Raw genomic sequence first — 14,992 nt, 5'->3', positions numbered from 1 at the left:
GGCTCGGAGCTAGGAGATGGACGCGCCGTGGATATTTCGCTCGCCACCGCATTGCGGCGGATCCCCGCGCAGACCTTCACGATGGGATCGGATCGGCACTATCCGGAGGAACGGCCCGCCCATGCCGTCACCGTCGACGCGTTCGCCATCGAAGCGCACCAGGTCACCAATGCCGAATACGAACGTTTCGTCGCCGAGACCGGATATGTCACGGTGGCCGAGCGGCCGCTGGATCCGGCGGACTTCCCGGGTGCGCCGGCGCAGAACCTGCAACCGGGCTCGATGGTGTTCGCGCGCACGTCCGGGCCGGTGGATCTGCGCCACCTGAACCTGTGGTGGCGGTGGACTCCGGGGGCGTCCTGGCGGCATCCGGAAGGACCCGGCTCCACGGTCGCCGAGCGCACCGATCACCCGGTGGTCCATATCGCGCACGAGGACGCCGCGGCCTACGCGCACTGGCGGGGCCGCCACCTGCCGACCGAGGCGCAATGGGAGGCCGCCGCCCGCGGCGGCTTGGAGGGAGCCGAATTCACCTGGGGTGACGCGAACGACACCGGGCCGCTCGCCAACTACTGGCACGGCGATTTCCCGTGGCGCCCGGACGCCGGATTCGGGCACACCAGCCCGGTGGGCTCCTACCCGCCCAACGCCTACGGTCTGTTCGACACGGCCGGCAACGTCTGGGAGTGGACCGACGACTGGTACGCCGCCCGGCATCCGGATGCCGGTGGCTGCTGCGCCCCGCACAATCCCCGCGGTGGCGGCGTCGAAAAGAGCTACGACCCACGTCAACCGCAGTTCCGGGTGCCGCGCAAGGTGATCAAGGGCGGCTCGTTCCTGTGCGCCGACAGCTACTGCCGCCGCTATCGCCCGGCCGCCCGGCGCCCGCAGATGATCGACACCGGGATGAGTCATATCGGCTTCCGCTGCGTCACGGCTTCCGCTGCGAATATCTGACCGCGAGCCCGTTACCGCGTGTTTCCGTCGGCATCCGACCGATCGTTTCGCCGCCCGCACAGTCGCTCGCCGGCGTCGGAATCCGCGGGGGCGAAGCGACGGCCGGAAAACACCACTACCGTGGGGGTATGCGGATCGAGACGAGTGCGGGGATCGCCGAGGTCGAGATCGAGACCGGTGCGGGCGCGCGGTTCCTGCTGTTGCTGACCCACGGTTCCGGCGGCGGTGTGGAGGCGGGGGATCTGCTGGCTGTTCGCGATCGTGCGGTCGCGCTGGGAGGGGTGGTCGCGCGGGTGGTGCAGCCGTATCGGGTGGCCGGACGGCGCGCGCCCGGCTCTGCGGCGAAGCAGGACGCCGCCTGGCTCGAAATCGTCGCGGCCCTGCGTGACGAGGTTCCGGATGTGCCGCTGATTCAGGGCGGGCGCAGCAACGGGGCTCGGGTGGCCTGCCGGACCGCCGTAGAATCGAGTGCGAAAGGTGTTGTGGCGCTCTCCTTTCCGCTTCATCCGCCGGGGAAACCGGAGAAGACGCGGCGCGCGGAACTGGTGGCCGCGTCCGGATCGGTGGACGTGGTGGTGATCAACGGGGAACGTGACCCCTTCGGGGTTCCGGATGCGGCCGATGCCGTCGAGGTGAAAATAATTCCGGGGCAGCCGCATTCGTTCCGCAGCGGATTCGATCTGATCGCTGCGACGGCCGAGCCGTGGTTGCGCCGTTGGGCGCAGCCCGACTGAAATTGCGCGCCCCCAATATTTTTCCCCCATCTCAGGGAAGTCCCTGATGTGCGAGCACCTCGGTGGCCATTAGCGTGGGATCCGGTCGGGATTGCGATAGGAGATCACTTCATGCAGGCAAGGATGCGATCGGGTCCGGCCATTTCCGCGCTCGCTGCCGTCGTCATCGGCTTCGGCGCTGTCGGCTTCGGCGGCATCGTCGCGGCGGGAACGGCGTCCGCCGCACCGGAAAAGTGCGGTGTACCGCCCTGCAGTGCGGACGGTTTCGGCGCAGACGGTCGCGACAAGGACGGTTACGACCGGTTCGGGTACGACAAGGACGGCTACAACGAAGACGGATACGACGACAAGGGCTACAACAAGGACGGCTACGACAAGAACGGTCGCGACAAGGACGGTTACGACCGCTTCGGCTACGACGACGACGGTTACGACGAGGACGGTTACGACACGTTCGGCCGCGATCGGTGCGGTCACGACCGCCGCCACCACTTCAACGACCTCCGCGACCGCGACCGCCGTGATCTCGACCAGTTCGGCCGGTACCTGTGTGAGATAGATCCCCATGCCATGGATCGGCAGTCGCAGCCCCCACAGTCTCACGGCCCGGCGCCGCTACCCACCGGCAGCGCCGGACTGTGACGGCGCGACCGTCCCGGATCATGCGTCCGGGACGGTCATCGCCTGTTCCTCCAGATCGGGCACGGTCGCTGTCGCGACGACGAGAGCATCGATGGCATCGCGGCCCTCGGTTTCGCGCAACACCCGCTGTGCCGTGTCGATCCGGATATGTTCGGCGGCAGCCAGATCGGCGACCACGTCATCGGGCGTGAACAGGATGTCGGGGTCCGGTGGGCCGCCGTAGCCGTCGGTGAGATTGGTGGTGTCGTGGCCGAGAACCAGCAGGGTGCCGCCGGGGCTGAGCCGTGCGGCGGCATCGAGCAGCAGGGTGCGGCGCTGCGCGGGCGGCAGATGCAGGAAGACGCTCAGAATCAACTCGAACGGGCCGTCGATTCCGGCGCCGGGTAGATCGGTGATATCGGCGCACTGCCATTCGATTCGGGTGCGCACCGACCGCGACAGCCGGGAGGCCACTGTGCGCCCCTTGTCGATCGCGACCTGGGAGAAGTCGACCGCCCGGACCTGCCAGCCATGGGTGGCCAGCCATAGTGCGTTGCGGCCCTCACCGCAGGCGAGGTCCAGTGCACGCGGCAACTCCGGAGGTGCCTCGCCGGGAGCGTCGGGCACCAGCCGGAGCCGACGCTCCAGGCCGAAAATATGTTCGGAGACCGTCGCGTTGGGCGGCGCCCCCCACACCAGTTCGCCCTGTGCGTAGCGTGCATCCCATTCGGCGGCATCCATATGGAAAGTCTATGGGTGTGACCGGCCGGCGTCGCCGCCGATCGGGGATTTCACAGTGTGGTGTGCATGAGAATCACGTTGTACTGGCGGTGCACGGTGGTGAGGAAATACAGATCGCGGCCCGTCTGATAGGGGAAGATGGCGGGCGCGTAGGCGCTCGGCAATTCCCGGGTGTCGATCAGTACCTCGGGCGCGCTCCACGGTCCTTCCGGTGACGATGCCCGGCGCATCACCACCGAATTCCACGGATCGGTGGTCAACATGACGAACTGCCCGAGATAGTCGTTCCACATCACCGACAGCTCGCCGACCCCGCCGGTGATCGGCCGGGCGGCGTTCACATCGTTCTTGCGCCAGCCGCCGCCGTCCCAGTACTCGTATGCGGCGAGGTTCTGAATATCGTGCTCGCGCACCCGCGCCACGTATGCATTGTGGTTGCGTCCGGAGGGGGTGCCGTACTCGTATACCCAGCCGCCGTTCTTCACGAAGGCGTTCATCTGGAAGTTCGCATTGCCGCCCTCGTTCGGCCGGCGGGTGAAATCGAGGTCTGCCCAGGTTTCGCCGTTGTCGGCGGAGGCGGCGAGGCCGGAGAAATTGGTGGTCCACTGTCCCACGTCGTCCCAGCTCTTGACCGACATCAGGCTCATGTACTGCACGCCGTCGACCGAGATACCCGCGGTCGGGATGCGGCTGATCTCGAGGAAAGGAATCTTCGGGCTCGGAATCAGGTCTCGGGCCTGGCCGAAGATATCGCGGACGGCGCTGTCGAAATAGATGCCGTTGGCCGGGTCCTGGGTGTGGCTGCGTACCAGAATGTTGCTGCGCCAGGCCCAGACGCTGCCCGCGAGCAGGTTGGGCAGTCCGAGACCGGCGGTATCGCCGAAGGCGGTGAGCATCTCGCCCTTGCCGTTGTCCCACATGATGCCCAGATCGGTGCCGAGCACGTTGTAGTTCGCGGTGGCGTTGGGACTGGCCATTCCGGTCACCTGGAAAACGGCGTTCGAGCGGCCGGTGAGGTTCGGTAATCCGTTGGTACCGTTGAGAACCGGAATAGGATTGATGGCGTTCGGATTGGCCGATGCCGGTGCGGTCGCGGTGAGTAGTAAAGCCGAGGCACCTGCTATCGCAGACAGCAGGACGGATACGGTCTTGGACAATTCGGGCCCTTCCCGTTATTGCCGATGCCTGCATCCGTCATCGGCTGTCGCTGGCAAAGTGGGAAAATGCTAGCAGCGAATCGATGAAAACAGGGTTTAGCCACCACGTTTTCCGGGTAAATGCCCGTTTTTCAGTGTGATTTCTTTGTCGGACCTAGCGCCGTTCGAGCGCCTTGCGGACCAGCAGCGGTATCTGGGTAGCCCGCTCGATGCCGAGAGTGCGACGCGGTCCGGCCTCCCAGGTGCGTTCGAACAATTTCTTGGCTGCCGACACCGCCGCGGCGGGACGGGCGGCGATTCGGTCGGCCAGTTTCTCCGCGTCGGCGCGTGGGTCGTCGCTGACCTCGGTGATGAGGCCGATGCGCTCGGCGTAGGTGGCGTCGACGGGATCGGCGGTCATCGTCATCAGTAGTGCCTTGTCCACACCGATCAACCGCGACAATGTCACCGCACCGGACATATCGGGAATCAATCCGTGTGCCACCTCCATCACCGAGAAATCGGCATCCGGTGTGGCGAAACGAAAATCGGCGGACAACGCCAATTGCAGGCCGCCACCGAAACAATGGCCGTGCACCGCTGCGATCACCGGTTGCGGAAGTCGCCGCCAGGCCCAGCACGCCTCCTGGAACGCATTGGTGCCCAGCCAGGGCAGCGGCAGGAAATTGCGCACAATGGTGAGCGGGTCGCCCACGGTTGCGGCGATATCCAGGCCGCTCGAGAAACTGGGGCCGTTCCCGGACAGGATCACCGTGCGAATTTCGCTGCGCCGATCGATGGTCCGCGCCACTCGGACGAGATCGTTCAACATCTCGACGGTGAGCCCGTTGTGTTTGTCGGGCCGGTCGAGCTCGACGTAGGCGCGGTTACCGTCGAGGGTCAGGGATACGTTGCTCATCACTCACTCCGTGCCGGTCGATTCGGGCGGTCGATCTACTGTTCGGTGGGTCCCTGATCGAGGATAGTTTTCGCGCAGCCGTGCGGGTCGTCGTAGAAGGGGGTGTGGCCACTGCCGCGCAGCGTGACGTGCCGGGCCGCGGGTAGCCACTGCCGGGCGCGCCGGCTCTGGCTGCGGTAGGTGAGCAGAATGTCGCGGTCGCCCCAGGCGATCGTGACCGGGATGCGGCCGAGGCGGCCGCCGTCACGCAGCCGCGCCTGGTCGAAGGCGGCCAGTGCCGGGCGGAACCCGGGCGAGTTCAGGACGCCGTCGACGGTGTCGAGCGCGGTCCGGGTGTTCACGGCCCACGGTCGGCCGAACACGATGCTCAGGAATGTGGTGCGCCCGGCCGGGCTACCGAGAATCGCGGGCAGCTGCGGGCGTAGCAGCCTTCCCAGTGCAGCCCCGCCGCTCAGCGCCTGCTGACACCAGATGCGTCCGGCCTCGGACCAGAAGCCGATCGGAGAGAACGCCGTCACCGATGCAGCGATGCCACGGGCGGCCAGGTTCAGCGCGATCAGCCCGCCCATCGAGTTTCCGGCCAGGTGGGGGCGGTCGATGCCCTGTTCGATGAGGAATGCGTGTACCGCGTCGGTGATTGTGTCGACCGTGGTGTGCGGCAGCGGCTCGGATTCCCCGAAGCCGGGTAGGTCGATCGCGATCACGTCGAAGTGCGGGGTCAGGGCCTCGAAGGTCGGTTCCCATACCTGCCAGCGGCTCCCGACGCCGTGAATGAGGACCAGGGGTGTACCGGTGCCGGCCCGGTGGTGGTTCAACAGCATATGGCTACTCCCGCGCCGCGAGTCGGATACCGACGAGAACGGGGACACCCTAGCAATCATTGGCATCATGCCAACAGGGCGTCTTTCCTGCCCTCCGACTGTCGCGACGCCGCACTATGCGGCAGTATCACCACCGCGGCTCGCGGCCTGTCTCTCCGGCGGGCGAGCTGTTGTAGCTGAAACGCATGAGAATTGAGGAACCGTTGAGGATTTCGCTGATCGCCGCTGCCTGTATCGCGCTGCCGCTGCTGGGCGCATGCAGCTCCGAGGATTCGCAGTCGACCGTGAGCCAGGCCGACCTGTCGAAGGCTCTGCAGGACAGCGGCCTGAAGGATGCGAAGCTCGCCGACTGCGCCGCCAAACTGTATGTGGACGAAGGGGTTTCCCAGGACGGTCTGCAGAAGATGATCAAGCCGGGCGGTTCCACGCCGAAGGAGGATGGCACCATGGGCGGGTTGAACAAGGACGACACCGCGAAGGTCAGTGCCGCGACCCAGAAGATCGCCAAGGAGTGCGTGGCCGCTCCGAAGTGAGGATGACGCACCCAGCTCTTGACTTTCCTGCCTGGAAAGTGGGACCGTTACTTTCCAGGTAGGAAAGTGGAGGTGCGTTATGGAAAACATTGCTCCGGACGAGGCTCGTGCCGCGCTCGACGCGGCCGATCGTGCCCAACGGCAGGTGGCGGCCGAGGTCGGTCTGCCGCGCGGTTACTGGTGGGCCATGGCAGCCGGCTGGATCGTGCTCGGCGTCATCGGTGCCTACGGGCCGTGGTGGCTGATCTCGATTGCGACCCTGCTCTTCGGTGCAGGGCATGCCGCACTCGCGCGACGCCTGCTCAGCGGGCGAATGCGCACTGACCAGCTGCAGGTCAGCGGTGCGGTCGCGAGCCGTCGCATCCCGGCGCTCGTGGTCGGCATTCTGGTCGTGCTGGTTGCCGTCACCGTCGGGGCCGCATTCGCGCTCGGCGCCGACGGGGCCGACCATCCCGGCATCTGGGCTGCGGTATTCGTCGCGGCCATCGTGGGATTCGGCGGGCCGGAGATCCTGCGCGTGCTGCGGGGCTGGGCCCACGCATGACGGCACCACGGTTCGACGAACTCATTCACCCCAGTACCCGGCTCTCGCTGGTGGCGACACTGGCCGCGGCCGACTGGGTGGAGTTCGCCTTTCTCAAGGAAAAGCTCGGTCTCTCCGATTCGGCGCTGTCCAAGCAACTCGCGTCGCTGGAGGACGCCGCTTACATCACCACCGAGCGCCGCCTCGACGGGAGTCGGCGCAAGGTGCGGGCCCGGCTCACCGATGCCGGACGTGAGGCGTTCAACGGCCATGTTGCGGCATTGCATGCGATCATCACCACGGGTGGTGGCTGACGAACGCCGGTGGGGTCGCCAATCCGGCTGCGGTGGAGCCGAATTGGCGACTCACCTACGGTGCGGCGTTCGGGTCCTGCATCGCCAGGACGAAGGTGCCCTGCCCCTGCGGGTCCAGTCCCGTATCCAGAATCTTGTCGTCCAGAAATCCGACGACCTGCTCGTCCAGGAAGACCCGAGGTCCGTCCGGATTCACGATCTGATCCTGCTCCGCCGGGCTCTCGGCCACGGCGAGCTGCAACGTCTCCGCCCCATCGGTAGTGGTGATCCGCAATCCGGCGCCATCGGGCATCCCGTCCGCGTCGGTGATCGTACGCACGGCCTCGAGCGCGGTGGGGGTGAGCATCAGCATGTATTCGTTCCTTCCGCCTTCAGTCGGTCATGGGCTCCGGGGTGGGTGCCCACGAACGAAGAGCGCTAACCATGCGGAGGTCGAGTGCCGATTCACCGCCACTCAGTGGTCGAGTAGTTCCCGGGCGAGCGAGGCGCTCCACCAGCGTTCGACGCGGTCGGGCAGCCAGCCACGCTCCACGGTCAAGGTGTGGTAGACGTCGATGTTGCACAGCGCGGCATAGATATCGACGGCGGTGGGGACATCCGGGCGCAGGGTGCCCGCGGGCCAGGAGGAGAACACCTCGATCCGAGTGCGGTCGGCCAGCTGTCGGCCTCGCTGGTAAAGGTCGGCGAAATCGGCTTCGGTCCGGCCGGCCTCACGGACGATCGTGATCAGGTCCCCGGCGTGTTCGAACAGTCGACGGTCGTATCCGGCCATCGCGGCAAGCTGCCCGGCGGGCGGGGATGCCTCCAGCTCGGTCAGCATCCGCCGTGGGTCGGCGGACAGATCCGCGGCGTGTACCAGAGCCCAGGCAAGACCTGCTTTGTTCGTGTAGGCGGCATAGACGGTGGGTGTCGATACTCCGGCCAGCTCGGCCACCTCACGCATGGTTGTGGTGGCCCAGCCTCGGGTGATGAAAAGCCGGCGAGCGGCGTCGGCGATCTCGGCTCGGGTTTCCCGTGCCTGCGTTTCCCGTCGCAGCGAGTCGTAGCGCCGCCGCCCTTCTCGATCCGCCACTTCCGCGCCGCCTTTCTGGTCTCTATATTGAATATAGTCAGTGTAAAACCAAAATGTTGCGATCGCGCCGGCCGAGGCTGCGTCAGCGCACCGTTTGACGCACGGAAAGAAGGTGTGTCTGTGGACCTGCTCACCGCGGCCGGTGTGGCCGGCATCGGGTTCGTACTGACCGCGATCGCCGTCAACGGCATCTATTTGCGGGCGCGGCTGCCGATGCCGGCCGCGGCCGCAGACCTGGATGCGGTGACCGATTCGTTCGCGACGATCGGCGCACGGTTGCGACTGCCTTCGGTGCCGGCACCGATCGGATGGTTGTGCCTGACAATGTTCGCCGCCGGGCTGCTCTCGGCGCTGTGGCGCGGCGGATCCGAGAGTTCCGCCTGGGCGCTGGTGGGGTTCGCCGGTGTTCTCATGCAGAACGTCGCCTTCATGTGTGTGGAGGCGTTGCGCTTCGGTATGGCGGCCGCTGCCGCGCACGACCGGGGGTCGACCGCGGGTCTGTGGGGTTTCAGCAATGTGCTGTTCGGGTTCAACCAGGCCTTTCTGGCCATTGCGGTGCTGGGCTTCACCGTCGCCGGCGACGCATTCATGAGCACCTGGCACGTCTGGCTCGGATACGGCAGTGCCGCACTGCTGTTCATTTCAGCGCTGGCTGCTCCTTACAACGCGGATGGCAAGAGCCGCCTCGCGCCGGTCGGGCTGATCGGCTGGCTCGGCTGGGCCACCTGGATTGTCGCCTGCAGTGTCGAGCTGATACGCCGGTAAGCGCACCTGCCGGGATGTGAACGTCGAGTGGCCGGTGTATCCGGCTGTTGTGATTGCCGGCATGTGGGATGATACTGAGAACTACCGGATGTAGTAGACGTTAGGCTCGGCCCATGACATCGGATACGACTCGCGTGCTGCGTGGCGTATCCGTGGGCGCCCTGTCCGCGCTGGTGACGGCATCGGCGCACAGCTCCGGCGGGGGCGGGGTTCCGTCCGAAGCCGGTGCCCTGCTGCTGGTGGTGATCTGCGCGGCACTCGGTTACACCGCTGCCGCGGTGCAGCCGCGGGCACTGTCGCGGACGTGGCTCATGGCGGTACTCGGGGTGGCGCAACTGTTCGGCCACTTCGTGATCGCGGCCGCCGAAAGCCACCATCATGCTGCGCCGGTGGGGACCAGCATGCTGGTCGCGCATCTGCTGGCGACCGTGATCGGTGCGCAGCTCATCCGCAGCGCCGAGTACGGCGCGCGCCGAGCGATATCCGCGCTGCGGCGCATGGTGCCACCACCGGTGCAGCTGCCGGTGGATCGACTGCTGTACGCACCTGCCGTCTCGGCGCGAGACCCCTTCGAACCTCGACTGGTCGACCTCTCCGGGACCGGCACTCGCGGACCGCCGAACATCGCCTGAACCGCCGCACCGCCAATCCTCGACGAGCAGAACATCTCTGCCCTCGGCGAGGACAGCGAAGCATGCCCTCGCCGCCGAGCGGGGCTGCGGTAGTGCGCGGATATCTGTAAGCCAGGCCGAGTCGCCCACCCGGCGCCGACCTGTCGAACGCTGCGCGCCCTCGGCCGACCGAGCGGCGATGCGCAGATCCATGCCCACGTGCGGGTCCGGCCCGTGCGTTCGCCATCACAGTGCCGAAGCTGCGACGGCAGGTCGCGCTCCGGCATCTCATTCGAAAGCGACCCCATGAAAAACTCCATGCGACGCGGCGCGCTGGCCGCCGCGCTGACCTTCGCCGCCCTGAGCACCGGGGCGTGCTCACAGAGCGACAGTGAATCCACCGGCCGCCAAGCCGATTCGATCGTCGTGCACGAACAATGGGTCAAGGCCGCGGACTCGGGAATGACGGCCGTATTCGCCGAATTCCGGAACTCCGCCGATACCGATGCGCGGGTGGTGGCGGCGTCCTCGCCCGCTGCGGGCCGCGCAGAACTCCACGAAATGGCGCCGGGGTCGACCGGCTCGACCGTGATGCGGCCGAAGGCGGGCGGTTTCGCGATACCGGCCGGGAGCAGCTACGAGCTCACCCCGGGTGGTGACCATCTGATGCTCATGGATCTCACCGCACCACTGACTCCCGGCGCGGAAACCGAGATCACACTCCGATGCGAGGACGGGTCGACCACCACATTCACCGCTCAGGTCCGGGACTTCGCCGGCGGGCAGGAAAACTACGAACCGTCCGGCCCTGCGGCCCCCGCCCATCATGGCTGAGCGGGTACGGCGAGGTTCGATCAGCCGGCGGCGGCTGCTCGGTTCGGGCGCCGTCGCAGTCGGTGCCGCCGGGGTGGCCGGGGTCGGCGCCACCGTCTACTCCGCCGGCGACACCGAGCCGCACACCGGCGCCGAGACGGTCCCCTGGGATGGGCCGCATCAAGCCGGTATCGCGACCGCGCCGCCGCAGGCGCATGCGGTGTTCGTCGGCCTCGATCTGCTGCCACAGGTGGGACGGGCCGAGTTCACCGGCATCATGAAGGTCTGGTCCGCCGATATCGCCAGGCTCACCGATGGCCGGCCCGCACTGGCCGATACCGAACCCGAGCTCGCCGGGTCGCCGTCCCGGCTCAGTGTCACCATCGGGTACGGACCGAACGTGTTCCGCGCGATCGGCCGCCCCGAGGCGGCTCCGCGCTGGCTGAAACCGTTGCCCGCGTTCGGAATCGACCGCCTCGAGCCGGCCTGGACCGGAGCCGATCTGGCCTTGCAGGTGTGTGCCGACGATCCGGTCACGGTGGCCCACGCGGTCCGCGTCCTGCTGAAGAACGTCCGATCGCTGGTTTCGGTGCGCTGGACACAGCACGGCTTCCGTCGCTCCCGCGGCACCGAGAAGCCGGGCACCACGATGCGCAACCTGATGGGTCAGGTCGACGGCACGAAGAACCCGGCCCCCGGCACCGCGGACTTCGACACCCTGGTGTGGGACGACGGCGCGGAGCAGAGCTGGATGGCGGGTGGGACGTCGATGGTGCTGCGGCGGATCAAGATTGAACTGGATACCTGGGACGAACTGGACCGCCCGGGTCGCGAGATCACGATCGGACGCAACCTGGCCACCGGAGCTCCGCTCACCGGCACCCGCGAAACCGACGAACCCGATTTCGCGGCAACCGACCGCAACGGAATCCCGGTCATCGCGCCCAGCGCACATATCGCGCGCGCCCACCACACCCACGACGGCGAGCGGATCTTCCGCCGGGTCTACAACTACGACGACCCGCCGACAGCCGGCCAGGTATCGAATTCGGGCCTGCTGTTCGTCTCGTTCCAACGCGATATCGACCAGCAGTTCCTGCCCATCCAGCAACGCCTCGACACCTTCGACGCACTCAACGAATGGACCACCCCGGTAGGCTCCGCGGTCTTCGCGGTTCCACCGGGGGTGGGGTCGGGCGGCTACATCGGTGCCGGACTATTGGAGAGCTGAGGGAGATGGGCCGCGACCTCGGGGTGAAATCCGGGGCGCGGCCCCAGCGGGTCTGTCCGGGTTCGGGAATCGTGACCGGATTGCGGGTCTCATCCGCTCAGGCTGACACATAGGGGTGCGACACCCGGTCATCAGCCGACCGCCGGGTCGGAGTGAGGTCTGCGGCCCGAGTTTCTTTCCCGTCCTGCGGGACACCCGCTGCCCGGTGCGCAGCGCCCGGGCAATAGTCGTGCGAATGACGCGCCCTGGCGCCATTTGCTCCGTGTCGAAAGGATTCCCATGACCAAGGCTGATGCCGGAGACTCGATTCGCCCGCTGCGTGCCACCGACGTGCACACTTGGGACCTGCAGGCCGATGTGGTGATCGCCGGATTCGGTGTGGCCGGAGCGACTGCATCGATCGAGGCGGCCCGCGCCGGCGCCGACGTGCTTGTGCTCGAACGCGCCGGTGGGTGGGGAGGTGCGGCGGCACTGGCGGGCGGATTCATCTATCTGGGCGGTGGCACGGCGCTGCAAAAAGCCTGCGGCTTCGACGACACTGCCGAGAATATGCGGGCCTTCCTCGTCGCCGCTCTCGGCCCGGGCGCCGACGAGGAGAAGATCGCCGACTACTGCGATGGCAGTGTCGACCACTACAACTGGCTTGTCGAGGCGGGGGTCCCGTTCAAGCCGACGTTCTGGGGCGAACCCGGCTACGAGCCTCCCTTCGACGACGGGCTGATGTATTCCGGCGGGGAGAACGCCGCCCCGTTCAACGAGATCGCCACACCGGCCCCGCGTGGGCACGTGCCGCAAATGTCCAACAAGCGCAGCGGCGAACAAGGCGGTGGCTACATGTTGATGAAACCGCTCGCGGAAACGGCCGCCGCGCTCGGCGTGCGCTCCGAGTACGACATCCGCGCCCAGCGTCTGGTGATCGACGACGACGGCCGGGTCGTCGGGTTGGTCGCTACCCGTTACGGCACGCAGGTCGCCGTGCGCGCACACCGCGGCGTGGTCCTGGCCACCGGCAGCTTCGCCTACAACGACGACATGATGGCGCGTTTCGCCCCACGCCTGCTGGGGCGCCCCGCCGCCTCGGTCGAAGAGCACGACGGGCGGGCGATCCGTATGGCTCAGGCACTCGGCGCCGATCTTGCGCACATGGACGCCACCGAAGTCGCCTTCTTCTGTGATCCGCACCTGTTCTACCGGGGCATCCTCGTCAACGAGCGCGGCCAGCGCTTCGTCCCCGAGGACACCTACTCCGGGCGCGTCGGACAGTTGGGCCTGTTGCACAACGACGGTCAGGTGCTGTTGATCATCGACGAACAGGCCTACGAGGAAGGAATGGCCGGGACCACCGCGACACCCGACCTCAAGCATCAGCCGACATGGGTCTGCGAGACCGTCGCCGAACTGGAAGCCGAAATCGGCCTGCCAGAAGGAGCACTGACCACGACGGTCGACCTGTACAACAGGCACGCCGCCGAGGGTAAGGACCCGCTGTTGCACAAGAAGTCGGAATGGGTTCGGCCGATCGGCAGCCCCGTGGCCGGCATCGACCTGCGCGGCCTGATGGGCGGGTTCACCCTGGGCGGACTGCGCACCGACCTGCAGTCGCGGGTGCTCCACGTCGACGGCTCCGCGATCGACGGCCTGTTCGCGGCCGGGCGTTGCACCTCCGGTCTGAGTGCTTGGGGCTACGCCAGCGGTATCTCCCTCGGCGACGGCAGCTTCTACGGACGCCGTGCCGGGGCGAGCGCCGCGAGGAGCTGACCCGACTCACCGGTCGGTCACGGTTCCGTGACCGACTCGGCGCAAAGGCGTGGGATCCGAACTGGTGCCCTGCACGAGGACTTCGTGTGGGGTGGAGTTCTCCGACAGCAGCTGCATGACCTCGGTGGCGAAGTCGTCGAGCGGCAGTGCGTGCGGGTTCACCTTTTCCCGACCCGCTGCGGCGACGGCCGGGGGGACAAGCTCGCCGACGCCGACGCTTCTCGCCGCACTCTCACACTCCGAGTCCACCGGCACAGCGCACGACAATCGGGCGGACGACCCGCACCAAAGGATCTCGAAGACTTCGCCGGGGTCGATGACTTGACGCACCAGCCGCCACGCCGAAAGTTCCTGTACCGCTTGCACTTCGTGCTGCAGCGTGGGCTGTTGAGGGGATTTCCGGGCTCGGCCTCAACGACGAAGACCGCCCACCAACGGAATTGCTGGTCAGACGGTCTCAATGGAGAGAGCCGGTGACGGGAATCGAACCCGCACTCTCAGCTTGGGAAGCTGATGTTCTACCACTAAACTACACCGGCAGATGCCAAAGGCACTGCACAGAAGATAGCAGAGTACAGGTCGCAGGTCACAACTTCCCTGGTTGCGCGCGTTGACCTGCAGAGATGACTGGGCATCGAGGTCCTTGTACTCAGTCCCGCCACCGGTTGGGCTCCGTTCCACTCAACGGCATTGGGTCGCATTCGATGGTTTTCGGCGGCGTTCGATGGTGCGATTTTGCCGAAATTTGCCCAACCGGCAGACGGTCTAGGGCGTGTGGGACCGCCGAGAAAGCGCCGGTTCTGGGGCTGAAAGAGCTCGAGGGAGCGACCGAAACTGCGTGTGTTTGTGCGAAGGGGACGGCTGCAGTGTCGTGCGGGGTCGCCCGTAATCTTGACGCCGGGGTGACGATCGACGAGATCGTGGCCGATTTCGGGGGGGCACCCGATGACGGTGTCGAAGTGGATGCGCAACGCCGACGTCGACGGCGGAATGAAACCCGGGATGACTACGAATGAGTCGGCCGAGGTGCGGGCGTTGCGGCGCCGGGTCAAGTTGCTCGAGCAGGAGAACGAGGTAATCAAACGGGCCGTGGCGTATCTGTCGCAGGCCAAACCTGCCGGGAGAATGATCTACCCGCTCGTCCGCGAGCTGGTCGCTGACGGAATCCCCGTCGCGGTGACGTGCCGGGTGCTGGGGCCGGCAGCGCCAGCCCTATTACCGGTGGCTCGCCTCCCCGGTCACCGATGCCGAACTCGCACAGGCGTATCGGTCCAACGCGTTGTTCGACGCGCACCGCGACGACCCCGAATTTGGCTACCGGTTCCTGGTCGGCGAGGCCCGCGCCCTGGGAGTCGATGGCCGAGCGGACCGCATGCCGAATCTGTTCACAGGTCGGCTGGTGGAGCGTATTCGGTAAGCAACGCGGTCGGACGAAGAAAACTG

The 14,992-nt window shown here is 66.7% G+C and carries 18 protein-coding genes and 1 tRNA gene; 11 read left to right on the top strand and 8 right to left on the bottom strand.

Features of this window, described 5'->3' with window-relative positions:
- Positions 1-27 precede the first annotated feature (27 nt).
- From NV2_RS21205 to NV2_RS21195, 3 genes are all read left to right on the top strand, one after another.
- Positions 28-957, top strand: coding sequence for a formylglycine-generating enzyme family protein (locus NV2_RS21205; protein WP_281198552.1), 930 nt, complete (start codon positions 28-30; stop codon positions 955-957).
- A gap of 128 nt (positions 958-1,085) precedes the next feature.
- Entirely contained in the window at positions 1,086-1,691 is a 606-nt protein-coding gene (locus NV2_RS21200) for an alpha/beta hydrolase family protein (protein WP_067877231.1), read from the top strand.
- A gap of 111 nt (positions 1,692-1,802) precedes the next feature.
- Entirely contained in the window at positions 1,803-2,333 is a 531-nt protein-coding gene (locus NV2_RS21195) for a hypothetical protein (RefSeq protein WP_157103008.1), read from the top strand.
- Positions 2,334-2,351: 18 nt separating this feature from the next.
- Here the strand turns inward: NV2_RS21195 and NV2_RS21190 are convergent, their stop codons facing one another.
- From NV2_RS21190 to NV2_RS21175, 4 genes are all read right to left on the bottom strand, one after another.
- Positions 2,352-3,053, bottom strand: coding sequence for an SAM-dependent methyltransferase (locus NV2_RS21190; RefSeq protein WP_067877225.1), 702 nt, complete (start codon positions 3,051-3,053; stop codon positions 2,352-2,354).
- 50 nt (positions 3,054-3,103) lie between these two features.
- Positions 3,104-4,177 (bottom strand): glycoside hydrolase family 183 protein, encoded by a 1,074-nt coding sequence (locus tag NV2_RS21185; RefSeq protein WP_373863604.1) that lies wholly within the window; start codon positions 4,175-4,177, stop codon positions 3,104-3,106.
- 187 nt (positions 4,178-4,364) lie between these two features.
- Positions 4,365-5,108: a crotonase/enoyl-CoA hydratase family protein gene (locus NV2_RS21180; RefSeq protein WP_067877218.1), complete on the bottom strand. Its 744-nt coding sequence runs from the start codon at positions 5,106-5,108 to the stop codon at positions 4,365-4,367.
- A 35-nt stretch (positions 5,109-5,143) separates the two neighbouring features.
- Positions 5,144-5,929: an alpha/beta fold hydrolase gene (locus NV2_RS21175; protein WP_067877215.1), complete on the bottom strand. Its 786-nt coding sequence runs from the start codon at positions 5,927-5,929 to the stop codon at positions 5,144-5,146.
- A 185-nt stretch (positions 5,930-6,114) separates the two neighbouring features.
- Here NV2_RS21175 and NV2_RS21170 point away from each other — a divergent pair, with 185 nt between their 5' ends.
- The 3 genes from NV2_RS21170 (at position 6,115) to NV2_RS21160 (ending at position 7,299) form a co-directional block, all read left to right on the top strand.
- Positions 6,115-6,462 carry a hypothetical protein gene (locus NV2_RS21170; RefSeq protein WP_245662714.1) on the top strand — a complete coding sequence of 116 codons (348 nt, stop codon included), beginning with the start codon at positions 6,115-6,117 and terminating at the stop codon, positions 6,460-6,462.
- Between the two features lie 79 nt (positions 6,463-6,541).
- Positions 6,542-7,006 carry a hypothetical protein gene (locus NV2_RS21165; protein WP_067877212.1) on the top strand — a complete coding sequence of 155 codons (465 nt, stop codon included), beginning with the start codon at positions 6,542-6,544 and terminating at the stop codon, positions 7,004-7,006.
- Entirely contained in the window at positions 7,003-7,299 is a 297-nt protein-coding gene (locus NV2_RS21160; protein ID WP_067877209.1) for a transcriptional regulator, read from the top strand. The genes NV2_RS21165 and NV2_RS21160 overlap by 4 nt, the downstream gene beginning before the upstream one ends.
- A 55-nt stretch (positions 7,300-7,354) precedes the next feature.
- Here NV2_RS21160 and NV2_RS21155 read toward each other — a convergent pair whose 3' ends face one another.
- Together NV2_RS21155 and NV2_RS21150 are read right to left on the bottom strand one after the other, a co-directional pair.
- Positions 7,355-7,651, bottom strand: a complete 297-nt coding sequence (locus NV2_RS21155; protein WP_067877206.1) for a hypothetical protein — start codon at positions 7,649-7,651, stop codon at positions 7,355-7,357.
- A gap of 102 nt (positions 7,652-7,753) precedes the next feature.
- Complete coding sequence (locus NV2_RS21150) at positions 7,754-8,371, bottom strand: TetR/AcrR family transcriptional regulator (protein WP_067877203.1); 618 nt, start codon at positions 8,369-8,371, stop codon at positions 7,754-7,756.
- A gap of 120 nt (positions 8,372-8,491) precedes the next feature.
- Between NV2_RS21150 and NV2_RS21145 the strand changes: the two genes are divergently transcribed.
- The 5 genes from NV2_RS21145 to NV2_RS21125 all read left to right on the top strand — a co-directional run bounded on the left by NV2_RS21145 (position 8,492) and on the right by NV2_RS21125 (position 13,549).
- Positions 8,492-9,136 (top strand): hypothetical protein, encoded by a 645-nt coding sequence (locus tag NV2_RS21145; RefSeq protein ID WP_067877201.1) that lies wholly within the window; start codon positions 8,492-8,494, stop codon positions 9,134-9,136.
- Between the two features lie 113 nt (positions 9,137-9,249).
- Positions 9,250-9,768, top strand: coding sequence for a hypothetical protein (locus NV2_RS21140; RefSeq protein ID WP_157103006.1), 519 nt, complete (start codon positions 9,250-9,252; stop codon positions 9,766-9,768).
- 285 nt (positions 9,769-10,053) lie between these two features.
- Positions 10,054-10,581, top strand: a complete 528-nt coding sequence (locus tag NV2_RS21135) for a copper chaperone PCu(A)C (protein ID WP_084475202.1) — start codon at positions 10,054-10,056, stop codon at positions 10,579-10,581.
- The gene (locus tag NV2_RS21130; protein ID WP_067877191.1) at positions 10,574-11,791 is read left to right on the top strand and encodes a Dyp-type peroxidase; all 1,218 of its coding nucleotides are present in this window, start codon (positions 10,574-10,576) and stop codon (positions 11,789-11,791) included. Before NV2_RS21135 ends, NV2_RS21130 begins: the two co-directional genes overlap by 8 nt.
- 279 nt (positions 11,792-12,070) lie before the next feature.
- Positions 12,071-13,549 (top strand): FAD-dependent oxidoreductase, encoded by a 1,479-nt coding sequence (locus NV2_RS21125; RefSeq protein WP_067877188.1) that lies wholly within the window; start codon positions 12,071-12,073, stop codon positions 13,547-13,549.
- Positions 13,550-13,555: 6 nt separating this feature from the next.
- On the opposite strand, the gene NV2_RS30985 is transcribed toward NV2_RS21125, so the two are convergent.
- Entirely contained in the window at positions 13,556-13,711 is a 156-nt protein-coding gene (locus NV2_RS30985) for a hypothetical protein (protein ID WP_210749712.1), read from the bottom strand.
- 306 nt (positions 13,712-14,017) lie between these two features.
- Positions 14,018-14,088: transfer RNA gene (locus tag NV2_RS21115), tRNA-Gly, on the bottom strand.
- Between the last annotated feature and the right edge of the window lie 904 nt (positions 14,089-14,992).

Origin of the sequence: Nocardia vermiculata NBRC 100427 (genome assembly GCF_001613265.1) — a bacterium.
GTDB classification, from domain to species: Bacteria; Actinomycetota; Actinomycetes; order Mycobacteriales; family Mycobacteriaceae; genus Nocardia; species Nocardia vermiculata.
This window is presented reverse-complemented; position numbering and strand designations above follow the sequence as displayed.